The 19,353-nt window shown below is 68.1% G+C and carries 16 protein-coding genes; 10 read left to right on the top strand and 6 right to left on the bottom strand.

What is annotated here, in order from left to right; genetic code table 11:
- Positions 1-57 precede the first annotated feature (57 nt).
- Positions 58-1,017 carry a threonine dehydratase gene (locus J2X65_RS05710; protein ID WP_310199162.1) on the top strand — a complete coding sequence of 320 codons (960 nt, stop codon included), beginning with the start codon at positions 58-60 and terminating at the stop codon, positions 1,015-1,017.
- A gap of 5 nt (positions 1,018-1,022) precedes the next feature.
- Here the strand turns inward: J2X65_RS05710 and J2X65_RS05705 are convergent, their stop codons facing one another.
- Together J2X65_RS05705 and J2X65_RS05700 are read right to left on the bottom strand one after the other, a co-directional pair.
- Positions 1,023-1,910 carry a DMT family transporter gene (locus J2X65_RS05705; RefSeq protein ID WP_310199160.1) on the bottom strand — a complete coding sequence of 296 codons (888 nt, stop codon included), beginning with the start codon at positions 1,908-1,910 and terminating at the stop codon, positions 1,023-1,025.
- A gap of 107 nt (positions 1,911-2,017) precedes the next feature.
- A complete protein-coding gene (locus tag J2X65_RS05700; RefSeq protein WP_213363565.1) occupies positions 2,018-2,245 on the bottom strand; it encodes a DNA-binding transcriptional regulator in 228 nt (75 codons plus the stop codon).
- Positions 2,246-2,341: 96 nt separating this feature from the next.
- Between J2X65_RS05700 and J2X65_RS05695 the strand changes: the two genes are divergently transcribed.
- Genes J2X65_RS05695 through mnhG form a run of 6 tightly spaced genes read left to right on the top strand, consistent with a single transcriptional unit; the run spans position 2,342 to position 8,409 of the window.
- Positions 2,342-5,248 (top strand): monovalent cation/H+ antiporter subunit A, encoded by a 2,907-nt coding sequence (locus tag J2X65_RS05695; protein ID WP_310199156.1) that lies wholly within the window; start codon positions 2,342-2,344, stop codon positions 5,246-5,248.
- Positions 5,249-5,587 (top strand): Na+/H+ antiporter subunit C, encoded by a 339-nt coding sequence (locus tag J2X65_RS05690; RefSeq protein WP_310199154.1) that lies wholly within the window; start codon positions 5,249-5,251, stop codon positions 5,585-5,587.
- Positions 5,587-7,245 carry a monovalent cation/H+ antiporter subunit D gene (locus J2X65_RS05685; RefSeq protein ID WP_310199152.1) on the top strand — a complete coding sequence of 553 codons (1,659 nt, stop codon included), beginning with the start codon at positions 5,587-5,589 and terminating at the stop codon, positions 7,243-7,245. Before J2X65_RS05690 ends, J2X65_RS05685 begins: the two co-directional genes overlap by 1 nt.
- A complete protein-coding gene (locus J2X65_RS05680; protein ID WP_310199150.1) occupies positions 7,242-7,751 on the top strand; it encodes a Na+/H+ antiporter subunit E in 510 nt (169 codons plus the stop codon). The genes J2X65_RS05685 and J2X65_RS05680 overlap by 4 nt, the downstream gene beginning before the upstream one ends.
- The gene (locus J2X65_RS05675) at positions 7,748-8,041 is read left to right on the top strand and encodes a K+/H+ antiporter subunit F (RefSeq protein WP_310199149.1); all 294 of its coding nucleotides are present in this window, start codon (positions 7,748-7,750) and stop codon (positions 8,039-8,041) included. Before J2X65_RS05680 ends, J2X65_RS05675 begins: the two co-directional genes overlap by 4 nt.
- Positions 8,038-8,409, top strand: a complete 372-nt coding sequence (mnhG, locus tag J2X65_RS05670) for a monovalent cation/H(+) antiporter subunit G (RefSeq protein ID WP_310199147.1) — start codon at positions 8,038-8,040, stop codon at positions 8,407-8,409. Before J2X65_RS05675 ends, mnhG begins: the two co-directional genes overlap by 4 nt.
- Positions 8,410-8,455: 46 nt before the next feature.
- Here mnhG and J2X65_RS05665 read toward each other — a convergent pair whose 3' ends face one another.
- On the bottom strand, positions 8,456-10,330 hold the full coding sequence (locus J2X65_RS05665; protein ID WP_310199145.1) for a sigma-54-dependent Fis family transcriptional regulator: 1,875 nt from the start codon (positions 10,328-10,330) through the stop codon (positions 8,456-8,458).
- A gap of 242 nt (positions 10,331-10,572) precedes the next feature.
- Between J2X65_RS05665 and adh the strand changes: the two genes are divergently transcribed.
- The 3 genes from adh to J2X65_RS05650 all read left to right on the top strand — a co-directional run bounded on the left by adh (position 10,573) and on the right by J2X65_RS05650 (position 13,832).
- Positions 10,573-12,090 (top strand): aldehyde dehydrogenase, encoded by a 1,518-nt coding sequence (adh, locus tag J2X65_RS05660; protein WP_310199143.1) that lies wholly within the window; start codon positions 10,573-10,575, stop codon positions 12,088-12,090.
- A 128-nt stretch (positions 12,091-12,218) separates the two neighbouring features.
- Positions 12,219-13,247, top strand: coding sequence for an alcohol dehydrogenase AdhP (adhP, locus tag J2X65_RS05655; RefSeq protein ID WP_310199141.1), 1,029 nt, complete (start codon positions 12,219-12,221; stop codon positions 13,245-13,247).
- Between the two features lie 162 nt (positions 13,248-13,409).
- Positions 13,410-13,832, top strand: a complete 423-nt coding sequence (locus tag J2X65_RS05650; RefSeq protein ID WP_310199140.1) for a DUF779 domain-containing protein — start codon at positions 13,410-13,412, stop codon at positions 13,830-13,832.
- A 9-nt stretch (positions 13,833-13,841) separates the two neighbouring features.
- On the opposite strand, the gene J2X65_RS05645 is transcribed toward J2X65_RS05650, so the two are convergent.
- The 3 genes from J2X65_RS05645 to J2X65_RS05635 all read right to left on the bottom strand — a co-directional run bounded on the left by J2X65_RS05645 (position 13,842) and on the right by J2X65_RS05635 (position 19,020).
- Positions 13,842-14,599, bottom strand: a protein-coding gene (locus J2X65_RS05645; protein ID WP_310199138.1) for an IS5 family transposase whose coding sequence is annotated in 2 segments (ribosomal slippage) — positions 13,842-14,287 and positions 14,287-14,599 — 759 coding nt in all. Because the reading frame shifts where the segments join, the coding sequence is not laid out codon by codon here.
- 109 nt (positions 14,600-14,708) lie between these two features.
- Entirely contained in the window at positions 14,709-15,644 is a 936-nt protein-coding gene (locus J2X65_RS05640) for a response regulator (RefSeq protein WP_310199136.1), read from the bottom strand.
- Positions 15,634-19,020 carry an ATP-binding protein gene (locus J2X65_RS05635; RefSeq protein ID WP_310199402.1) on the bottom strand — a complete coding sequence of 1,129 codons (3,387 nt, stop codon included), beginning with the start codon at positions 19,018-19,020 and terminating at the stop codon, positions 15,634-15,636. Before J2X65_RS05635 ends, J2X65_RS05640 begins: the two co-directional genes overlap by 11 nt.
- Positions 19,021-19,353: the final 333 nt, after the last annotated feature.

The raw sequence follows: 19,353 nt of genomic DNA, 5'->3' as shown, positions 1-19,353 counted from the left end.
GATTTCCTTGCCGCCGTCTCCCGTCTATTCCCCCGGCAGGAATGACGGGAGACGACGATGTTCACGCTCGACGAACTGGAGACGGCCAGCCGGCGGATCCACGAGGTCTTCGCGCCGACGCCGGCCTATGCCTGGCCGCTGCTGGCGGAGCGCACCGGCGTGGAGGTTTGGGTCAAGCATGAGAACCTCACGCCCACCGGCGCCTTCAAGGTGCGCGGCGGCCTCATCCATGTCGAGCGGCTGGCGCGGGACGAACTGGCACCCAACGGCCTGATCTCGGCGACGCGCGGCAATCACGGCCAGTCGCTCGCCTTCGCCGGCCGGCGCTTCGGCGTGCCGGTCACCATCGTCGTGCCGGAGGGCAACAGCGTCGAAAAGAACGCCGCGATGCGGGCGCTGGGTGCCGAGCTGATCGAGCACGGCGCCGATTTCGACGCGGCGAAAATCGAGGCGATGCGGCTGGCGCAGCTGCACGGCCTCCATTTCGCGCCGTCCTTCCACCGGGATCTGGTGCTCGGCGTCGCCAGCTGGGCGCTGGAACTGTTCCGCCTCGCGCCGAAGCTCGAGGCGCTCTATGTGCCGATCGGCCTCGGTTCCAGCATTTGTGGCGCCATCCTGGTGCGGGACCTGCTCGGCCTGTCCACCGAAATCATCGGCGTGCAGAGCGCCGGCGCGCCGGCCTATGCGCGCTCGCTGGCCGCCGGCCAGCCGGTCGAGACCGAACGTGCCGACACCTTCGCCGATGGGCTTGCCGTGCGCATTCCCGATCCGGCCGCGCTCGCCATCATCCGCGAGGGCGTTTCGCGCATCGTCACCGTGAGCGACGACGAGATCGCCGCCGCCATCCGCGCCTATTGGACCGATACGCATCAGCTGGCGGAAGGCGCCGGCGCCGCCCCGCTCGCCGCGCTGATGCGGGAGCGCGACGCCATGGCCGGCCGCCGCGTCGGGCTGCCGCTCAGCGGCGGCAATATCGACCTCGCGCTGTTTCGCGATCATGTGCTCGGCGACGCCTGAACCGGTCAGGAAGTCGCCAGCCGCGGCCCGCTTCGGCCGAAAAGGCCGAGCACCAGCGCGCAGCCGCACACCACGGTCGCCGCGCCGATCATCTGCAGCATCGAAAGCGGCTCGCCCAGCAGCCCGGCACCGATCGCCACCGCGACCAGCGTCACCGCGAACTCGACGCTGACCGCCCGCGTGGCGCCGAGCCGGCCGACCAGCCAGAAATACAGCAGATAGGTCAGCCCGCTCATCAGCGCGCCGGCGATGAACAGCAGGAGGTAGTCCAGCGGCACGGGCGAGCCGGGAACGGGCACGAAGGCCAGCATCGGTAGCAGCATGGCGCCGCCGGTGAGAAACGAGCCGATCGTCACCTCCCACGCCCCGACATGGCTGAGGCGGTGGCCGACATAGTTCGATCCCAGCGCGGCGAAGAAGGCGGAAGCGAGGGAGCAGAGACAGCCGATGATGAACGACGCCGTGAGCGGCGCCGCCGGAAAGCCCACCAGCAGCATCACGCCCACGAAGCCGAGCAGCAGCCCGGCCTTGCGCGGTGTGCTCAACCGCTCGATGCCGGCGAGCTGGGCGATCAGCATCGAGAACAGCGGAATGGTCGCCACCAGGATCGCCGACATCGCGGTTCCGATCATCGGCATCGCGTAGTTCAGGCCGGCGAGCTGCAGCGCGACGGTCGTCGCCCCGACGATCGCGAGCCGCGGCCAGCCGACCGAGAAATCCAGGCGGCGCCGGGTTATGGCGGCGATGACGAGCAGCGTGCCGGCCGCCACGAAGGCGCGCAGCGTGACCGCGCCGACCCAGCCGAACGCCTGCACCACCCGCAGGACCACCACGAAAGACAGGCCCCAGATCACCGCGAGGGCGACATAGGCGGTCAGATCCTTCGGCTTCATGGAAAGGCTCGCTGGTCGCAGGCGCGGGGATGCAGGCTGGCGGGCCGACAACCGGCCGATGGCAAGGCGCTAGGGCCTTGCCATCACGCTGTCAAGCGGCGGCGCTCTCAGCGCATCCGCACCCCGTGCCCCTGCTCGCCGGGCGGCAGCAGCACCACCCCGGCCTCCTGCAAGGTGCGGATCAGCAACGTCTCGGTACCACGATGCAGCACGTGCCGGTGGCACTCGAAATCGCGTACGGTCGAACGCGACACACCGGCGCGGGCGGCAAGGCGCTCCTGCGTCCAGTCGAGGAGGCCGCGTGCGGCGCGGCATTGTTCAGGCGACAGATCCATCGTTTCCGCCTTGCCTATGTCCGCGCAAATCAACCATAATGGGCGAAATCGCGCAAGATCGAGGATTCCCGGCCGGGGCGAGGAGGCGGCTTCACCATGTCCAACGGCCAGCTTCTCCTCCTCGCGCTGCTGCTGCCATTCGCGGGGAGCGCGCTCGCCGCCTTCCTTCCCACCCATGCCCGCAACACCGCCGCCTTCCTGGCGGGCGCCATTGCCGTCGTTGGCTGCGCCCTCATCGTCCTCATGTACGGCTCGGCTGAACGCGGCGAGCCGGTGCGGCTGGTCCTCGAATGGCTGCCGATGCTGGGCATAAATGTCAGCCTGCGGCTGGACGGGCTCGCCTGGCTGTTCGCCCTGCTCGTCTTCGGCATCGGCGCGCTGGTGGCGCTCTATGCCCGCTACTACATGTCGGCCGAGGATCCGGTCCCGCGCTTCTTCTCCTTCCTGCTCGCCTTCATGGGGGCGATGCTGGGCGTGGTGCTGTCGGGCAACCTCGTTCAGCTGGTTTTCTTCTGGGAACTCACCAGCCTGTTCTCCTTCCTGCTGATCGGCTACTGGCACCACACCGCCGCCGCCCGCGACGGCGCACGCATGGCCCTCACCGTCACCGGCGCCGGCGGGCTCTGCCTGCTGGTCGGCGTGCTGCTGATCGGCCGCATCGTCGGCAGCTACGAGCTGGACGAGGTGCTGAACGCCGGCGGGCTGATCCGCTCGAGCCCCCTCTATGTGCCGGTGGTGGTGCTGGTGCTGCTCGGCGCCTTCACCAAGAGCGCGCAGTTCCCGTTCCATTTCTGGCTACCGCATGCCATGGCGGCGCCGACCCCGGTCTCGGCCTATCTGCATTCGGCGACCATGGTGAAGGCCGGCATCTTCCTGATGACCCGGCTATGGCCGGTGCTCGCCGGCACCGACACCTGGTTCTACCTTGTCGTTCCCGCCGGGCTCGTCACCCTGCTGCTCGGCGCCTATGCGGCGATCTTCCAGCAGGACCTCAAGGGCCTGCTCGCCTATTCCACCATCAGCCATCTCGGGCTGATCACCCTGCTGCTCGGGCTCGGCAGCCCGCTCTCGGCGGTGGCGGCGATCTTCCACACCGTGAACCACGCCATCTTCAAGGCGTCGTTGTTCATGGCCGCCGGCATCATCGACCACGAGACCGGCACGCGCGATCTGCGCAAGCTGTCCGGGCTGTTCCGCTACATGCCCATTACCGGCACGCTCGCCATGGTAGCGGCGGCGTCCATGGCCGGCATCCCGCTGCTCAACGGCTTCCTGTCCAAGGAAATGTTCTTCGCCGAGGCGGTCGAGAACCATACCGGCTCGCTGCTCGACGACAGCCTGCCCTATTGGGCGACGCTCGCCGGCATCTTCAGCGTCACCTATTCGCTGCGCTTCATCATCGGCGTGTTCTTCGGGCCGCCGGCGACCGATCTGCCGCGCAAGCCGCACGAGCCACCGCACTGGATGCGCTTTCCCATCGAGCTGCTGGTGCTTATCTGCCTGCTGATCGGCGTGGTGCCGAGCTTTACGGTCGGGCCGCTGCTCGCCAATGCCGCCCGCGCCGTCATTGGCCCGGACCTGCCCTATTACAGCCTCGCCATCTGGCACGGCGTCACCTGGGCGCTGGTGATGAGCGTCATCGCCATGATCGGCGGCGTGCTGCTGTTCCTCGGGCTCAGGGCCTATCTCGACAGCGGCGTCGAAGGCCCGCCGCTGGTGCGCGAGCTGAAGGGCCAGCGCATTTTCGAGCGCATCCTGGTGGTGATCTCCTGGCAGCTTGCCCGCACGCTGGAGCGCGCCTTCGGCAGCAGGCGGCTGCAGCCGCAATTGCGCATCGTGGTGGTGGTGGCGCTGGCCGCCGCCGTCTCGCCGCTGTGGCTGCGTGGCATGGTGTCGGAAGGCACGCTGCCGCTCACTCCCTTCGACCCCGCCTTCGCGCTGCTGTGGGCGATCGGCGCTGGCTGCGCCATCGCCGCCGCCTGGCAGGCGAAGTTCCACCGCTTCGCCGCCCTGGTGCTGCTCGGCGGCGCCGGCCTGGTAAGCTCCGTCACCTTCGCCTGGCTGTCGGCGCCGGATCTTGCGCTCACCCAGCTCCTGGTGGAGATCGTCACCACCGTGCTGCTGCTGCTCGGCCTGCGCTGGCTGCCCAAGCGCATCGAGGAGCCCTATCCCACCAGCCCGCCGCCCGCCGTGCTGGTGCGCCGCTATACCGATCTCGCCATCGCCGTCACCGTCGGCATCGGCATCGCCGTGATTTCCTACGCGGTGATGACGCGTCCGCTCGGCGAGAGCGTGTCGCGCTACTTCGTCGAGCGCGCCTATGTCGGCGGCGGCGGCACCAATGTCGTCAACGTCATCCTGGTCGACTTCCGCGGCTTCGACACGCTGGGCGAGGTCGTGGTGCTCTGCCTTGTCGGCCTCACCGTCTATGCGCTGCTGCGCCGCTTCCGCCCGGCGCCGGAGAGCGTCGGCGCGCCGGAGCAGCAGCGCCTCCAGGACGCGTATGACGAGGCCGCCCCCGACCGGTCGCCCGGCGACACGGTGGCGGACTATCTCAGGATTCCGCGCCTCGTCATGCAGTGGCTGTTCCCGGTGATCGCCACCTTCGCCGTCTACCTGTTCATGCGCGGGCACGACCTGCCGGGCGGCGGGTTTGCCGCCGGCATCACCCTCTCCATCGCCTTCATCGTGCAGTATATGGCCGCCGGCACCCGCTGGGTGGAGGACCATCTGCGCGTGCTGCCGCTGCGCTGGATGGGGCTCGGCCTGCTCGTCGCTTCGGCGACCGGCGCCGGCTCCTGGTGGTTCGGCTATCCGTTCCTCACCACCCATATGCGCTATCTCGACTGGCCGGTCGTCGGCAAATTCCCGGTGGCCAGCGCCCTGATGTTCGATCTCGGCATCTTCGCGGTGGTGGTCGGCGCGACCCTGCTCATGCTGGTGGCGCTGGCGCACCAGTCGCTGCGCCGCACGCGATCGAGCCGCACGGCGGAGGGCGAATAGATGGAAATGGTGCTCGCCGTCGGCATCGGCGTCTTCGCCGGCTCGGGCGTGTGGCTGCTGCTGCGGCCGCGCACCTATCAGGTGATCATCGGCCTGTCGCTGCTCTCCTATGCGGTCAACCTGTTCATCTTCAGCATGGGCCGGCTGAAGATCGGCGCCCCGCCGATCCTGTCGGTGCCGGGGGTCGGCGATCCCGCCACCATGGCCGATCCTACGCCGCAGGCGCTGGTGCTCACCGCCATCGTCATCGGCTTTGCCATGACCGCGCTGTTCCTGGTGCTGCTGCTGGCAGCACGCGGCCTCACCGGCACCGACCACGTCAACGGGCGGGAGGATTGATGGGGCACTCCCTCGCCGAGCACCTGGTCATCGTCCCGATCCTGCTGCCGCTGGCGGTGGGGGCGGCCATGCTGCTGTTCGACGAGCGTCGGCGGCAGCTCAAGATGACGCTGAGTCTCGTCACCGTGGTGGCGCTTTTGGCCGTCGCCGTGCTGCTGTTGATCGGCGCGGCGACCATCCAGTCCGACGGCGATGCCACCGTGATGGTCTACCCGCTGGGCAACTGGCCGGCGCCGTTCGGCATCGTGCTGGTGGTCGACCGGCTGTCGGCGCTGATGCTGGTGCTGACCGCGGTGCTCGGCGGCTCTACCCTCGTCTATTCGCTCGCCCGCTGGCACAAGGCCGGGCCGCGCTTCCACACACTGTTCCTGCTGCTGCTCGCCGGCCTGAACGGCGCCTTCCTCACCGGGGACCTGTTCAACCTGTTCGTGTTCTTCGAGGTGCTGCTCGCCGCCTCCTACGGGCTGGTGTTGCACGGATCCGGCACGGCGCGGGTCAAGGCCGGACTGCACTACATCCCGGTGAACCTCGTTGCCTCCTCGCTGTTCCTCATCGGGGTGGCGATCATCTACGGCGTCACCGGCACGCTGAACATGGCCGATCTGGCCCGGCTGGTGCCGTCGCTGAACATCGACGACCGGGCGCTGTTCGAGACCGGGGCGGCGATCCTCGGCGTCGCCTTCCTCATCAAGGCCGGCATGTGGCCGCTGTGCTTCTGGCTGCCGACCACCTATGCCGCGGCCTGCGCCCCGATCGCCGCCATGTTCGCCATCATGACCAAGGTAGGCGTCTATGTGATCCTGCGGCTGTTCCTGCTGTGCTTCGGCGGCGAGGCGGGGAACTCGGCCGGCTTCGGCGCCGACTGGCTCTATTATGGCGGCATGGCGACCATTGCTTTCGGCGGCATCGGCGTGCTTGCCTCGCAATCGATGCTGCGCCTGGCCGGCTACAGCGTGCTGGTTTCCTCCGGCACCATTCTCGCCGCCATCGGCACCACCAACAGCGCCGTCATTTCCGGCGCGCTGTTCTATCTCATCACCTCGACCCTCTCGATCTCGGCCTTCTTCCTGCTGATCGAGCTGATCGAGCGCGGCCGCGATGCCGGCGCCGACGTGCTCGCCGTGACCATGGAGGCCTATGGCGACGGCGAGAGCGACGACGAGGAAGACGACGATGAGGGCGAGGTCGGCGTCGCCATCCCCGCGACCATCGCCCTGCTCGGCGGCGCCTTCGTCGCCTGCACCGCGCTGCTGGCCGGGCTGCCGCCGCTCTCCGGCTTCATCGGCAAGGTCGCGATGCTGTCGGCGCTGATCAACGAGGCCGGATCGATCTCGTTCTCGCACTGGCTGCTGATCGCGCTGATGATGCTCACCGGCTTCGCCACGCTGATCGCCATGACCCGCACCGGCATCCGCACGCTGTGGATGCCGCGCGAGGGCGCCATCCCGCGGGTGCGTGCGGTGGAGGCCGCCCCGATCGGCGCCTTGCTGGCGCTCTGCGTCACGCTCACCGTGCTGGGAGGGCCGGCGATGCGCTACATGGACGCCACCGCCCAGCTGCTCTACTGGCCGCAGGAATATGCGCGCGATATTCTCGGCATCGCGCCGGCCGGCACGGTGCCGCTGCGTCCCACTCTCGGTACGGAGGGCAAGCCATGAACCGCGCCTCCAGCCTGCTGCGCCGGGTCATTCCCTTCCCGCTGCTGTTTTTGGCCCTGCTCGCCATGTGGCTGCTGCTGCAACAGTCGCTGACGCCCGGCCACATCGTGTTCGGCTCCCTCGTCGCCCTTGGCGCCACCTGGGCGATGACGGCGCTGGATCCCGAGCCGGTGCGGCTGCGACGGCCCATGGCGATGCTGCGCCTCGCCTTGCGGGTGCTGGTGGACGTGTTCCGCTCCAATCTCGCGGTCGGCACCATCATCCTGCGCGGCAACCGGCACAGCGACCATGCCGGCTTCATGACCGTCCAGCTCGATCTGCGCAGCGAATACGGCCTCGCGGTGCTGGCGATCATCCTCACCTGCACGCCCGGCACGCTGTGGGTCAATCACGACCCGGCGCGCGGCACGCTGCTGCTGCATGTGCTCGATCTCGTCGACGAGCAGAGCTGGATCGACCTCATCAAGCTCCGCTATGAGCGCCTGCTGATGGAGATCTTCGAATGACCGCACCGCTCGAAGTCCTCATCCTCGGCTGGTCGCTCACCCTGGCGCAGATGCTCATCGGCCTCGCCATGGCCTGCGCCGCCTGCCGCATCCTGGTCGGGCCGCGCGCGCAGGACCGCATCCTCGGGCTCGACACCTTCTATGTGAACGCCATGCTGCTGCTGCTCACCATCGGCATCCGCTCCGGCACCACGCTCTATTTCGAGGCAGCGCTGGCGATCGGGCTGGTGGGCTTCTCCGGCACGGTGGCCCTGGCCAAGTTCCTCATGCGCGGCGAGGTGATCGAATGAGCACCGCTCCCGAACTTCCGCTTTGGGCCGCCCTCGTCGTCTCCGCGCTCATGGTGGTCGGCGCCGCCATCGCCCTGATCGGCTCCATCGGCCTCATCCGCCTGAACAGCTTCTATGCCCGCGTCCACGCCCCGACGCTCGGCGCCACGCTCGGCGTCGGCAGCCTGCTGATCGGCTCGATCCTCTGCTTCAGCGTGCTGCAGAGCCGCCCGGTGGTGCACGAGGTGCTGATCGCCCTCTTCGTTACCATCACCACCCCGATCACGCTGATGCTGCTCGCCCGCGCGTCACTGCACCGCGACCGCGTCGAGGGCAACCCTGAAGTACCCAAGAGCGACCACGCCTCCCTGGAACGCGGCGACGGCTAGAGAGGGCCGGTCGGCACCCTCGCTTTTCCGGCAACCGGTGCCGGGTTCAATGCGTGCTCAGCAGCCGCCGATAGAGCGTCGAGCGGTTGATACCGAGCGCTCGGGCCGCCTTGGAGACATTGCCGCCATGGGCCTCCAGCGCGCGCCGCATCGCCGCGAGCTCGATGGCGTCGAGATCGGCCGGGTCGGATGCCGTCGCACCGGCGATGGCGCGAGCCGGCTGCGGGCGCGCATGCGCGGCGACTTCCTCCGGCAGCAGGTCGGTACCCACCGGCTGGCCCGGCTCGGCCAGTGCGGCCAGCATCCGGAGCACCCCGACCAGCTGGCGGAAATTGCCGGGCCAGTCATAGGCGGCCAGCCGTTCCTCGCAGGCCGCCGTCAGCGCCAGCCTCTCGTCGCGGGCCACCCGGCGCCAGAGCTCGCGCACCGTGGCGAGCCGGTCCGTCAGGTCCCGCACCGCCGGCAGCTCGATGGTGTAGTGCGCGATGCGGAAATAAAGGTCGGAGCGGAACGTCCCGCTCTCGACCAGCGCCTTGAGGTGGCGGTGGGTGGCGCAGACCAGCGCGAAATCGACGCTTACCGGACGGCCGCCGCCCAGCGGCAGCACCTCGCGGTCCTGCAACACTCGCAGCAGGCGCGACTGCAGGGAGAGCGGCATGTCGCCGATCTCGTCGAGGAACAGCACGCCCCCCTCCGCCTCGCGCAGCAGCCCCTTGCGGCCGTGGCGGCGGGCGCCGGTGAAGGCGCCCTCCTCATAGCCGAACAGCTCCGCCTCGATCAGCGTCTCCGGGATCGCCGCGCAGTTCACCGCGACGAAGGGCGCCGCGGCGCGCGGCCCGCGGCGATGCACCTCGCGCGCCGCCATCTCCTTGCCGGTGCCGGTCTCGCCCTGGATCAGCACCGGCACGCCGGCGTCGATCATCTTGACCGCGCGCAGCAGCGCCCGCTCATCCTCCTCGCGCAACAGCAGCTCGCCGAACTGCGGCAGGCCGCGTGGGGTCATGCGCGCGCCGCGGATGCGGGACGGGGTCGCCTCTTCGCCGTCCATTCGCCCGAACAGCACGCCGCGACCCGCCGTCTCCATGCGGGCGATGCCCGCTCCCTGCGGCAGCCGCTCGACCAGTTCGTCCACGCGGCGGCTGCCGAGGGCCGACCAGTCGATGCCGAACAGCCCGAGCCCATGCCGGTTCGCCGCCACCAGTCGCCCGTCGTCGAATACCAGCACGCCCTCGCGCGCCGTGCCGAGCAGCGCCCGGTCGGCACCGAGCCTGAGCACCTGCAGGCCGGCGAACCCTTCGTCAAAGAAGCGATGCTCGATCTGCTCGGCGGCGAGGCGCACCAGGCCGAGGGCGTGACGATGGTCCACCGCCGCTGGGCCGGAGAGGTCGAGCACCCCGACCGCGCGCCCGAACGGGTCCATGATCGGCGCGGCCGAGCAGCTCAGGATGCCGTGCGGGTCGAAATAATGCTCGCCGCCATGCACGGCGATCGGCCGGCCTTCCAGCAGCGCGGTGCCGACCGCATTGGTGCCGGTCGCGCTTTCGCTCCAGTCGACACCGGGCCGCAACGCCACCTGCGCGGCCCGCGAGGCAAAGGCGGTGTGGCCGCGCGATTCCAGGATCAGCCCGGAGGCGTCGGTGAGGATGATCACGCAGCCGGTCTGCATCGCCTCGGCATAGAGGCTCTCGATCTCCGGCCGGCTGAGGCGACGCAGCCGCTCGTTGCGCTCGCTGGCCCGGCGCAGTTCACCCTCGGTCAGCGGCACCAGCGAGGGCAGAATCTGGTTGTCGAGGCCGAGATCGGCGCAGCGCCGCCACGAGCGCAGGATCGGCTCGGCGACCAGCGATTGCGGCGGCCGCCCCTCGTTGAAGAACTGCCTGCGGGCGGTGGACACCGCCTTCGACCCCGTGTCGGCTCGCATAGGTTCCTCCCGGTGTGTCGCATTTTGCAACACCTGTTCTAGTTATTGTTGTTCTATCCGACAGTTGTGGCAAAGTTCCGGCACATGGTCCACACCCTTTGTTTTGAAACGAATGTGAACTGAATTCTTACACCAATCATTTCAATATTTTGCCGTGGCGCATCAACGATTTTTTGCATCGCGACAGAACTCTGGCACAGGCGGTGCAATCCAGGGCTCACCCAACATGGGAGGAACCCACAATGAACAAGCCGGAAATCGCCATCACCCGCCAGTCGCCCTTCAAGGCCCGCTACGGCAACTATATCGGCGGCCAGTTCGTCGAGCCGGTGAATGGCCGCTACTTCGACAACACCTCGCCGATCACCGGCGGCAAGATTTGTGAAATTCCCCGCTCCGACAAGGACGACATCGAGAAGGCGCTCGACGCCGCCCACAAGGCCAAGGAGGCCTGGGGCAAGACCTCGGCCGCCGAGCGCGCGCGGATCCTCAATCTGATCGCCGATCGCATGGAGGACAATCTCGACACCATCGCCCTCGCCGAGACCTGGGACAACGGCAAGCCGATTCGCGAGACCACCGCCGCCGATATCCCGCTCGCCATCGATCACTTCCGTTATTTCGCCGCCTGCGTGCGCGCGCAGGAAGGCGCGCTCTCGGAGATCGATCACGACACGGTCGCCTATCACTATCACGAGCCGCTCGGCGTGGTCGGCCAGATCATCCCGTGGAACTTCCCCATCCTGATGGCGGTGTGGAAGCTGGCCCCGGCGCTGGCCGCCGGCAATTGCGTGGTGCTCAAGCCCGCCGAGCAGACCCCCGCCAGCATCCTGCTGCTGCTGGAACTGGTCGGCGACCTGTTGCCGCCCGGCGTCCTCAACGTCGTCAACGGCTTCGGCCTCGAGGCCGGCAAGCCGCTGGCCTCCAATCCGCGCATCGCCAAGATCGCCTTCACCGGCGAGACCACGACGGGCCGGCTGATCATGCAGTATGCCAGCCAGAACCTGATCCCGGTGACGCTGGAACTCGGTGGCAAGTCGCCCAACATCTTCCACAAGGACGTCACCGCCGAGGACGACGATTTCTTCGACAAGGCGATCGAGGGCTTCGTGATGTTCGCGCTGAACCAGGGCGAGGTGTGTACCTGCCCCTCGCGCGCGCTCATCCACGAGAGCATCTATGACCGCTTCATGGAGAAGGCGCTGAAGCGGGTGGAGGCCATCGTGCAGGGCTCGCCGCTCGATCCGGCGACGATGATCGGCGCGCAGGCCTCCTCCGAGCAGCTCGAAAAGATCATGTCGTATATCGACATCGGCAAGCAGGAAGGGGCGGAGGTGCTCACCGGCGGCGAGCGCAACACTCTCGGCGGCGACCTTGCCGGCGGCTATTACGTGAAGCCGACCGTGTTCAAGGGTCACAACAAGATGCGGATCTTCCAGGAGGAGATCTTCGGCCCGGTCGTCTCGGTCACCACCTTCAAGGACGAGGACGAGGCGCTCTCCATCGCCAACGACACGCTTTACGGCCTCGGCGCCGGCGTGTGGACCCGCGACGGCAACCGCGCCTATCGCTTCGGTCGTGCCATCCAGGCCGGCCGCGTGTGGACCAATTGCTACCACGCCTACCCGGCCCATGCGGCCTTCGGCGGCTACAAGCAGTCCGGCATCGGGCGCGAGACCCACAAGATGATGCTCGACCACTATCAGCAGACCAAGAACCTGCTGGTCAGCTACTCGCCGAAGAAGCTCGGCTTCTTCTGATCCCGGCCATTCCGGCACCCGTATGCGGGGTCAGATCAAGGATCGGCGGGATGGAATGCGCTTCCATCCCGCCGGAACCATGTCGGCCGGCGCATCCGGCGCCGGCGCGAACGGAGATGAGAGCGTTCATGGCAAAGACGATGAAAGCGGCGGTGGTCCGCGCCTTCGGCAAGCCCCTCGTCATCGAGGAAGTGCCAGTCCCCGAGCCCGGCCCCGGCGAGATCCAGGTCCGCATCCAGGCGTCGGGCGTGTGCCACACCGATCTTCACGCCGCCGAGGGCGATTGGCCGGTGAAGCCGAACCCGCCCTTCATCCCCGGTCATGAAGGCGTGGGCTACGTTTCCGGCGTCGGCGCCGGCGTCAAGCATGTGAAGGAGGGCGACCGCGTCGGCGTGCCCTGGCTCTATACCGCCTGCGGCCATTGCCCCCACTGCCTCGGCGGCTGGGAGACGCTGTGCGAGGAGCAGAAGAACACCGGCTACTCGGTGAATGGCGGCTTCGCCGACTACGTCATCGCCGACCCCAACTATGTCGGCCATCTGCCGAAGAACATCGGCTTCGTCGACATCGCCCCGGTGCTTTGCGCCGGCGTCACGGTCTATAAGGGCCTGAAGATGACCGACACCAAGCCCGGCGACTGGGTGGTGATTTCCGGCATCGGCGGGCTCGGCCACATGGCGGTGCAGTACGCCAGGGCCATGGGCCTGAACGTCGCGGCGGTCGACGTCGCCGACGACAAGCTCGACCTAGCGCGCGAGCTCGGCGCCGCCGTCACCGTCAACGTGCTGGAGCAGGATCCGGTCGCGGTGCTGAAGAGGGAGATCGGCGGCGCCCATGGCGTGCTGGTCACCGCGGTTTCGCCCAAGGCGTTCAGCCAGGCCCTCGGCATGATGCGCCGCGGCGGCACGCTGGTGGCGAACGGCCTGCCGCCCGGCGCCTTCGACCTGCCGATCTTCGACATGGTGCTCAACGGCACCACCGTGCGCGGCTCCATCGTCGGCACCCGGCTCGACCTTGAGGAATCGCTCGCATTCGCCGCCGAGGGCAAGGTGAAGGCGACGGTCGAGCGGGGCAGGCTCGAGGACATCAACGACATCTTCGCGCGCATGCACGCCGGCAAGATCGACGGCCGCATCGTGCTCGACATCGCCGCCTGAGCGCCGACGCCGCGCCGGACGGCGGCCCGCCGTTCGGCGAACCTGCCGGCGCCGCCGCCACGCTTGCCCATCCAAGAAGGCGGCCTCATCATCGAAGCCGCGCGCGCCGGAAACAACGTCGAGCCAAAAAGTAGCGGCCGCGGCGCCATATGGGAGGAGACCATGACCGACGCCCTCGCCGCCGATCCGCACGCCGCCACCGACGGCGTGATGGCCCGCGTGCTCGCCACCGAGGCGGCGCTCTCGCTCATCGCCGAGTTGCGCGGGGAATACGGGCCGGTGCTGTTCCACCAGTCCGGCGGCTGCTGCGACGGCTCCTCGCCCATGTGCTACCCGCAGGGCGACTACATCGTCGGCGACGAGGACGTACGGCTCGGCGAGATCGGCGGCACCCCGTTCTATATGAGCCCGTCGCAGTTCGACTACTGGCAGCACACCCAGCTGATCATCGACGTGGTACCGGGACGCGGCGGCATGTTCAGCCTGGAAAACGGCCGCGGCGTGCGCTTTCTCACCCGCTCCCGCCTGTTCACCGATGCCGACCTCGATCGCCTCGCCCCCATCGGACGCGGGGTCGCCGGCTAGGCAGCGGACTCATAACGCATTGATCCAGATGCGGACTGCGGCGAGCTTGAGGGCTGCGAGGAAGTTGTCCGGCCGCCGGTCGTAGCGGCTTGCGAGGCCCCGCATCTGCTTGATCCTGTTGAAGAAGCGCTCGACAAGGTTCCTTTGGCGGTAGAGGCACGGGCTGAAGGCGAAGCTGCGCGTTCGGATCGTACGAGGCGGTACATTGGCGAATCCGCCACGCTCCGCCGTCTCGGCTCGGATGGCGTCGGTGTCATAGGCCTTGTCGGCCAGCAGGATGCCGCCCGGCGCGAGCCGCGCCAGCAGTTCACGCCCGGCCGGTGCGTCGCCGGCCTGCCCGGCGGTGAGCAGGAGGTGGATTGGACGCCCCTCAGCGTCGACCAGAGCGTGGATCTTGGTGGTCAGCCCGCCCCGGGAGCGTCCCATGCAACGATCGTCAGCGCCCCCTTTTTGATCGCGGCGCCGTGTTGGTGAACGCGAACACAGGAGCTGTCGATCATCACGATGTCGCCGTCATAAGCGGCGGAAACCGCTTCCAGCAGCCGATCCCAGACCCCGGCGGCCCGCCAGCGCACGAAACGGTTGTAGAGGGTGGTGTGCGGACCGTAGCGCTCCGGCACATCCCGCCACGGCGCGCCGGTCCGGAACCGCCAGAGAATGCCATTGATCACCCGGCGGTCATCCACCCGCGCGACCCCGCGCGGCTTGTTCGGCAACAGCGGGGCAATGATCGCCCATTCCTCGTCGCTCAGTTCGTGACGGCGCATCTCTCTCTCTCCCCTATCAAGAGGGGTTGAATCACGCTCCTAGCCGGCCGGCAAATTTAGGGGGCCACTGCCTAGGCCGGGGCCTGCGGCTGGACCGCCCGCCCGGCCGCTAGCGCGGCGTGAGGGCGGTCACCGCCAGCGCCGTCGCCGCCGCCCGGTTCTCGACGCCGATCTTCGAATAGATCTGCTCCAGATGCTTGTTCACCGTGCGCGGCGACAGGCCGAGGATCTCGCCGATATCGCGGTTCGCCTTGCCGCGCGCCAGCCACATCAGCACCTCGGCCTCGCGCAGGGTGAGATTGAGCTTGGCCTTGAGCACCTGTTCCGGTGCCAGCCCCTCATCCTCGACAATGCGCAGCAGCAGTTCGTCCGGCCCGATCTGCCCGACATAGGAGAGGCGCAGCCGTCGCGCCGAGCCCTCCACCGGCAGATCGATCGCCTCGCGTCCGGCACCTGGCGCACCATCGCCGCGCCGGCCGGCCAGCCAGCGCCGCACCGGCTCCGGCAGCAGGAAGGCGTCGCCCGGCGGCGAGACGGTGACGGCGGTCAGCAGCGCCGTGGCCTGCGGCGTGCTCCACAGCACGCGCCCTTCCGCCGTGGCGGACAGCAGGAAGCGGCCGGAGGCATCGAGCGCCGCCCGCGCGCTGTGGGTCTGCCGGGCATTGGCGAGGTGCACCCGGATACGGGCGATCAGCTCGAAGGGGGAGATCGGCTTGGTCACATAGTCAACGCCGCCGGCCTCCAGCCCCTTCACGATCTGCTCGGTTTCCGACAGGCCGGTCATGAAGATCACCGGCACATGGGCGATCGCCTTGTTGCTCTTCAACCGGCGGCAGGTCTCGAAGCCGTCCATGCCCGGCATCACCGCGTCCATCAGGATGACGTCGGGGGTGATCCGCTCGACCAGGGCGAGCGCATTGGCGCCCTCCACCGCCACCAGCACGGTGGCACCGGCGGCTTCGAGCGCATCGGTCAAGAGGCTCAGGGTTTCCGGCGAATCGTCCACCACCAGGACGATGTCGCGGCGCTCCACGCTATGCATCATTGCTGCGCAACGCCTCCAGGACGGCCATGTATTGTTTGAGGTCGAACGTGTCCATCAGATCCCGCATATGCGAGACGAAGGCGCCATTGTCCGGCGAGGCGGCCTCGATCTCGGTGAGCTTCGCCTGGATGCCGCGCACATAGCCGATTTCGCCGAGCTTCATCAGATCCTCGATATGCGCGCCCGCCGGCGGCCGCAGCACCTGCGGCCGCACCGGCGCCGGCGGCGGAACCTGCCCGTCGACGATCCATGTGAGCTCCAGCAGCTTTTCGAGCTTCTCCAGCAGCGCGGCGAGCTGCACCGGCTTGGCCATCTGGTCGTCGTGATGCCGGGCATCGAGGCCCTCGCCGATGATCTCGCCGGCATTGGCGGAGATCATCAGTATGCGCACCCGCACGAAACCTTCATCGCGCAGCTGCCGCGCCACCTCCCAGCCGTTCAGCCCCGGCATGGAAATATCCAGCAGCACCAGTTCCGGCTCCCATTGCCGCACCATCTCCAGCGCCGCCACGCCATCGGCAGCGGCGAGGACGGTGAAGCCGAGCGGCACCAGCACTTCGTGCATGAGGTCGCGATGCGCGCTGTCGTCGTCGGCCACCAGCACGGTGCGCCGACGCCCGGCATAACCGGCGATCCGGCGGTGCGGCAGCGCGGCGGTGCGGCTCGGCCGCGCCACTTCCGACAGCATCAGCTTCACCCGGAACAGGCTGCCGACGCCCGGCGCCGAGGTGAGCGCGATCTCCCCGCCCATGATCTCGGTCAGCAGCTTGGTGATGGTCAGGCCGAGCCCGATGCCGGCGGTGGAATAGGTACCGGCCCGCTCGCCGCGCTCGAAGGGCTCGAAGATCCGCGTGTGGTCGGCCTTGGGAATGCCGATGCCGGTGTCCTCCACCTCGAACTCGGCCACCTGGTTGCGATAGGCGACGCGTAGCGCCACCCGGCCGGAATCGGTGAACTTGATGGCGTTGGACAAGAGGTTGATCAGGATCTGCCGCAGCCGCTTCTCGTCGGTATAGACCACCGCCGGCAGCCGCTCGGGCCGGACATAGACGAAATCGATGCTCTTGGCAGTCGCCTGCAGGCGGAACATGTCAACCAGCTGGTCGAGGAAATCGCCGATCCGCACCTCGTCGCGGGTGAGATGCAGCCGCCCGGCCTCGATCTTCGATATGTCGAGCAGGCCGTCGATGAGGCCGGAGAGATGCTCGGCCGAGCGCCGCACCACCCGGATCGAGTCGCGCCGGTGCTGCGGGATGGCGGCATCGCGCTCGAGCAGCTGCGCATAGCCGAGAATGGCGTTGAGCGGCGTGCGCAGCTCATGGCTGATGCCGACAACGTAGCGGCTCTTGGCGAGATTGGCGGCCTCGGCCACCTCCTTGGCCTTCTGCAGCTTGGCATCGGTGCGCTTGTGCGCCTCGATCTCGCGCATCAGGAGCGCGGTCTGGCGGTTGCTCTCCTCCTGGGCGACACGACGGCTCTCCTGCGCCAGCACGAACAGCCAGGCAGCGACGCCGGCGATGATCAGCAGGATGAAGTAGAGGGTGAACAACATGCCGCCGATGGCGTCGCGCTCGGCGGGCGGCGAGAGCGCGGCCTGGAAATAGATCACACCCAGAATGGCGCCGATCACCAGCGCCAGTAGTGACAGCACGCCGATATAGTGGCCGAGCCGCGAGTTGATCCGCGCCACCGCCCACATCGGCAATGTCGCGCTCAGCATGGCGAGGATCTGGTCGGGAAACCGCGCGCCCTCCTTGCAGCGGTCGTGGCAGCGCGCATCCAGCGAACAGCACAGCGAGCAGATCGGCCCGGAATAGACCGGGCAATGGGCCATGTCCTCCGGTTCGAACTTGTGCTCGCAGATGCAGCACTTCAGCGTCGTGCGCCCCTCCCACTTCTTCGAGGCGCGGCGGGCGAGGTAATAGCGCCCGCCGGTGCCCCAGGCGACGCCGCAGGCGGTGACGAAGGACACCACCAGCGCCACGAAGGGAGCAAAAGCCTGGAGGGTCGCGCCGAACAGCCCGGCGAAGGCCAGCACGGCGATGCCGGTGCCCGCCATCACGGCGGCGACCCCCACAGGGTTGATGTCGTAGAGATGCGCCCGCTTGAACTCGATGCCGGGCGGGCTCCAGCCCATCGGCTTGTTGACAACGAGGTCGGCCACCAGCGCCGCCACCCAGGCCACCGCCACGATGGCATAGAGGCCGAGGATCTGTTCCAGCACCTTGTAGATGCCCAGCGCCATCAGCATCAGCGCGATTGTGACGTTGAACACCAGCCACACCACCCGGCCGGGATGGCTGTGGGTCAGCCGCGAGAAGAAGTTCGACCAGGCGATGGAGCCGGCATAGGAGTTGGTCACGTTGATCTTCAACTGCGCCAGGATGACGAACAGCCCGGTGGCGACCAGCGCCGTCTGCGGCGACAGACCGATCTCGAAGGCGACGAGATACATCTGCGTCGGCTCCGCCGCATGCACGAACGGCACCCCGTGGGTGAGCGCGAAATAGGCGAGGAAGGATCCCGCCAGCATCTTGATGCCGCCGACCACGATCCAGCCGGGGCCGGCCGAAAGCAGGGCGAGCCACCACAGCGTGTTGCGGGCCGCCGCGCTCCGCCCGGGCGCCCGGCGCGGCAGGAAGCGCAGGAAGTCCACCTGCTCGCCGATCTGCGCCACCAGCGCGAAGATCACCGTGGCCGCGGCGCCGAACAGCAGCGGATCGAACGAGCCGTCGGGCGCGCCGAGCCGCCCGGTATAGCGCGTCCAGCCTTCCAGCGCGTCCCCGCCGGCATGGAGCACGAAGACGAGGGGCACGATGTTGAGCAGCACCCAGACCGGCTGGGTCCAGAGCTGGAAGCGGCTGATGAAGGTGATGCCGTGCGTCACCAGCGGAATCACCACCAGCGCGCTGATGAAATAGCCCACCATCAGAGGCACGCCGAAGCACATCTCCAGCGCCAGCGCCATGATCGCCGCCTCGATGGCGAAGAACAGATAGGTGAAGGAGGCGTAGATCAGCGAGGTGACGGTCGAGCCGATATAGCCGAAGCCGGCGCCGCGGGTGAGCAGATCGATGTCGACGCCGTATTTCGCGGCGTAATAGCTGATCGGCAGGCCGGTGGCGAAGATCAGCACGCAGACGACGAGGATGGCGGCAACGGCGTTGTGGAAGCCGTAGCTCAGCGTCACCGCGCCGCCGATCGCCTCCAGCGCCAGGAACGATACCGCCCCGAGGGCGGTATTGGCGACCCGCAGCGCCGACCACCGCCGGGCGCTCTTGGCGGTGAAGCGCAGCGCATAATCCTCGAGCGTCTCGTTGACGACCCACTGGTTGTAGCGGCGTCGCACGCGCACGATCCTCTGCTCGGCCGCCATGGTTCCCTGCCTCGCCGCCCCGCCGCTCGCCATTCCCTCCCCGTTCCTCCCACGCCCTGTTCTGCCGCCAGCCACGTCCGGGCCGGTCGCACGCCAGCAAAAAACACACCACGCACGCCAGGATTGTGCCGCGCGACCATCGAACCCATGCACTCGCGCCGAAATCGAAAATGGAGCCACCGTCGGGCGACGCCGGCCGGCGCCACTATCCGATCATTCGAAAAGTAGAAACCTCCCCGTCCCGCACGCGCCCCTGCGCGCACGCGCGTAAAAACAAATAGCCCGATCGGTGGATTCTATATCCGCCAACCTCGCAGACATGGTGAGGCGGAC

The sequence above is a fragment of the Ancylobacter sp. 3268 genome (assembly GCF_031456575.1).
In the GTDB taxonomy this organism is placed as follows: domain Bacteria; phylum Pseudomonadota; class Alphaproteobacteria; order Rhizobiales; family Xanthobacteraceae; genus Ancylobacter.
Note: the sequence above shows the minus strand (reverse complement) of the source record. Positions and strands in the feature narration are given on the sequence as shown.

Bases quoted from the DNA above. Each gene is read 5' to 3' on its own strand.
- J2X65_RS05650 (WP_310199140.1), top strand. From the start codon at position 13,410: ATGACCGACGCCCTCGCCGCCGATCCGCACGCCGCCACCGACGGCGTG.
- J2X65_RS05675 (WP_310199149.1), top strand. From the start codon at position 7,748: ATGACCGCACCGCTCGAAGTCCTCATCCTCGGCTGGTCGCTCACCCTG.
- J2X65_RS05680 (WP_310199150.1), top strand. From the start codon at position 7,242: ATGAACCGCGCCTCCAGCCTGCTGCGCCGGGTCATTCCCTTCCCGCTG.
- J2X65_RS05695 (WP_310199156.1), top strand. From the start codon at position 2,342: ATGTCCAACGGCCAGCTTCTCCTCCTCGCGCTGCTGCTGCCATTCGCG.
- adh (WP_310199143.1), top strand. From the start codon at position 10,573: ATGAACAAGCCGGAAATCGCCATCACCCGCCAGTCGCCCTTCAAGGCC.
- J2X65_RS05635 (WP_310199402.1), bottom strand. From the start codon at position 19,020: ATGGCGGCCGAGCAGAGGATCGTGCGCGTGCGACGCCGCTACAACCAG.
- J2X65_RS05685 (WP_310199152.1), top strand. From the start codon at position 5,587: ATGGGGCACTCCCTCGCCGAGCACCTGGTCATCGTCCCGATCCTGCTG.
- J2X65_RS05640 (WP_310199136.1), bottom strand. From the start codon at position 15,644: ATGATGCATAGCGTGGAGCGCCGCGACATCGTCCTGGTGGTGGACGAT.
- J2X65_RS05665 (WP_310199145.1), bottom strand. From the start codon at position 10,330: ATGCGAGCCGACACGGGGTCGAAGGCGGTGTCCACCGCCCGCAGGCAG.
- J2X65_RS05710 (WP_310199162.1), top strand. From the start codon at position 58: ATGTTCACGCTCGACGAACTGGAGACGGCCAGCCGGCGGATCCACGAG.
- J2X65_RS05705 (WP_310199160.1), bottom strand. From the start codon at position 1,910: ATGAAGCCGAAGGATCTGACCGCCTATGTCGCCCTCGCGGTGATCTGG.
- adhP (WP_310199141.1), top strand. From the start codon at position 12,219: ATGGCAAAGACGATGAAAGCGGCGGTGGTCCGCGCCTTCGGCAAGCCC.
- J2X65_RS05690 (WP_310199154.1), top strand. From the start codon at position 5,249: ATGGAAATGGTGCTCGCCGTCGGCATCGGCGTCTTCGCCGGCTCGGGC.
- J2X65_RS05700 (WP_213363565.1), bottom strand. From the start codon at position 2,245: ATGGATCTGTCGCCTGAACAATGCCGCGCCGCACGCGGCCTCCTCGAC.
- mnhG (WP_310199147.1), top strand. From the start codon at position 8,038: ATGAGCACCGCTCCCGAACTTCCGCTTTGGGCCGCCCTCGTCGTCTCC.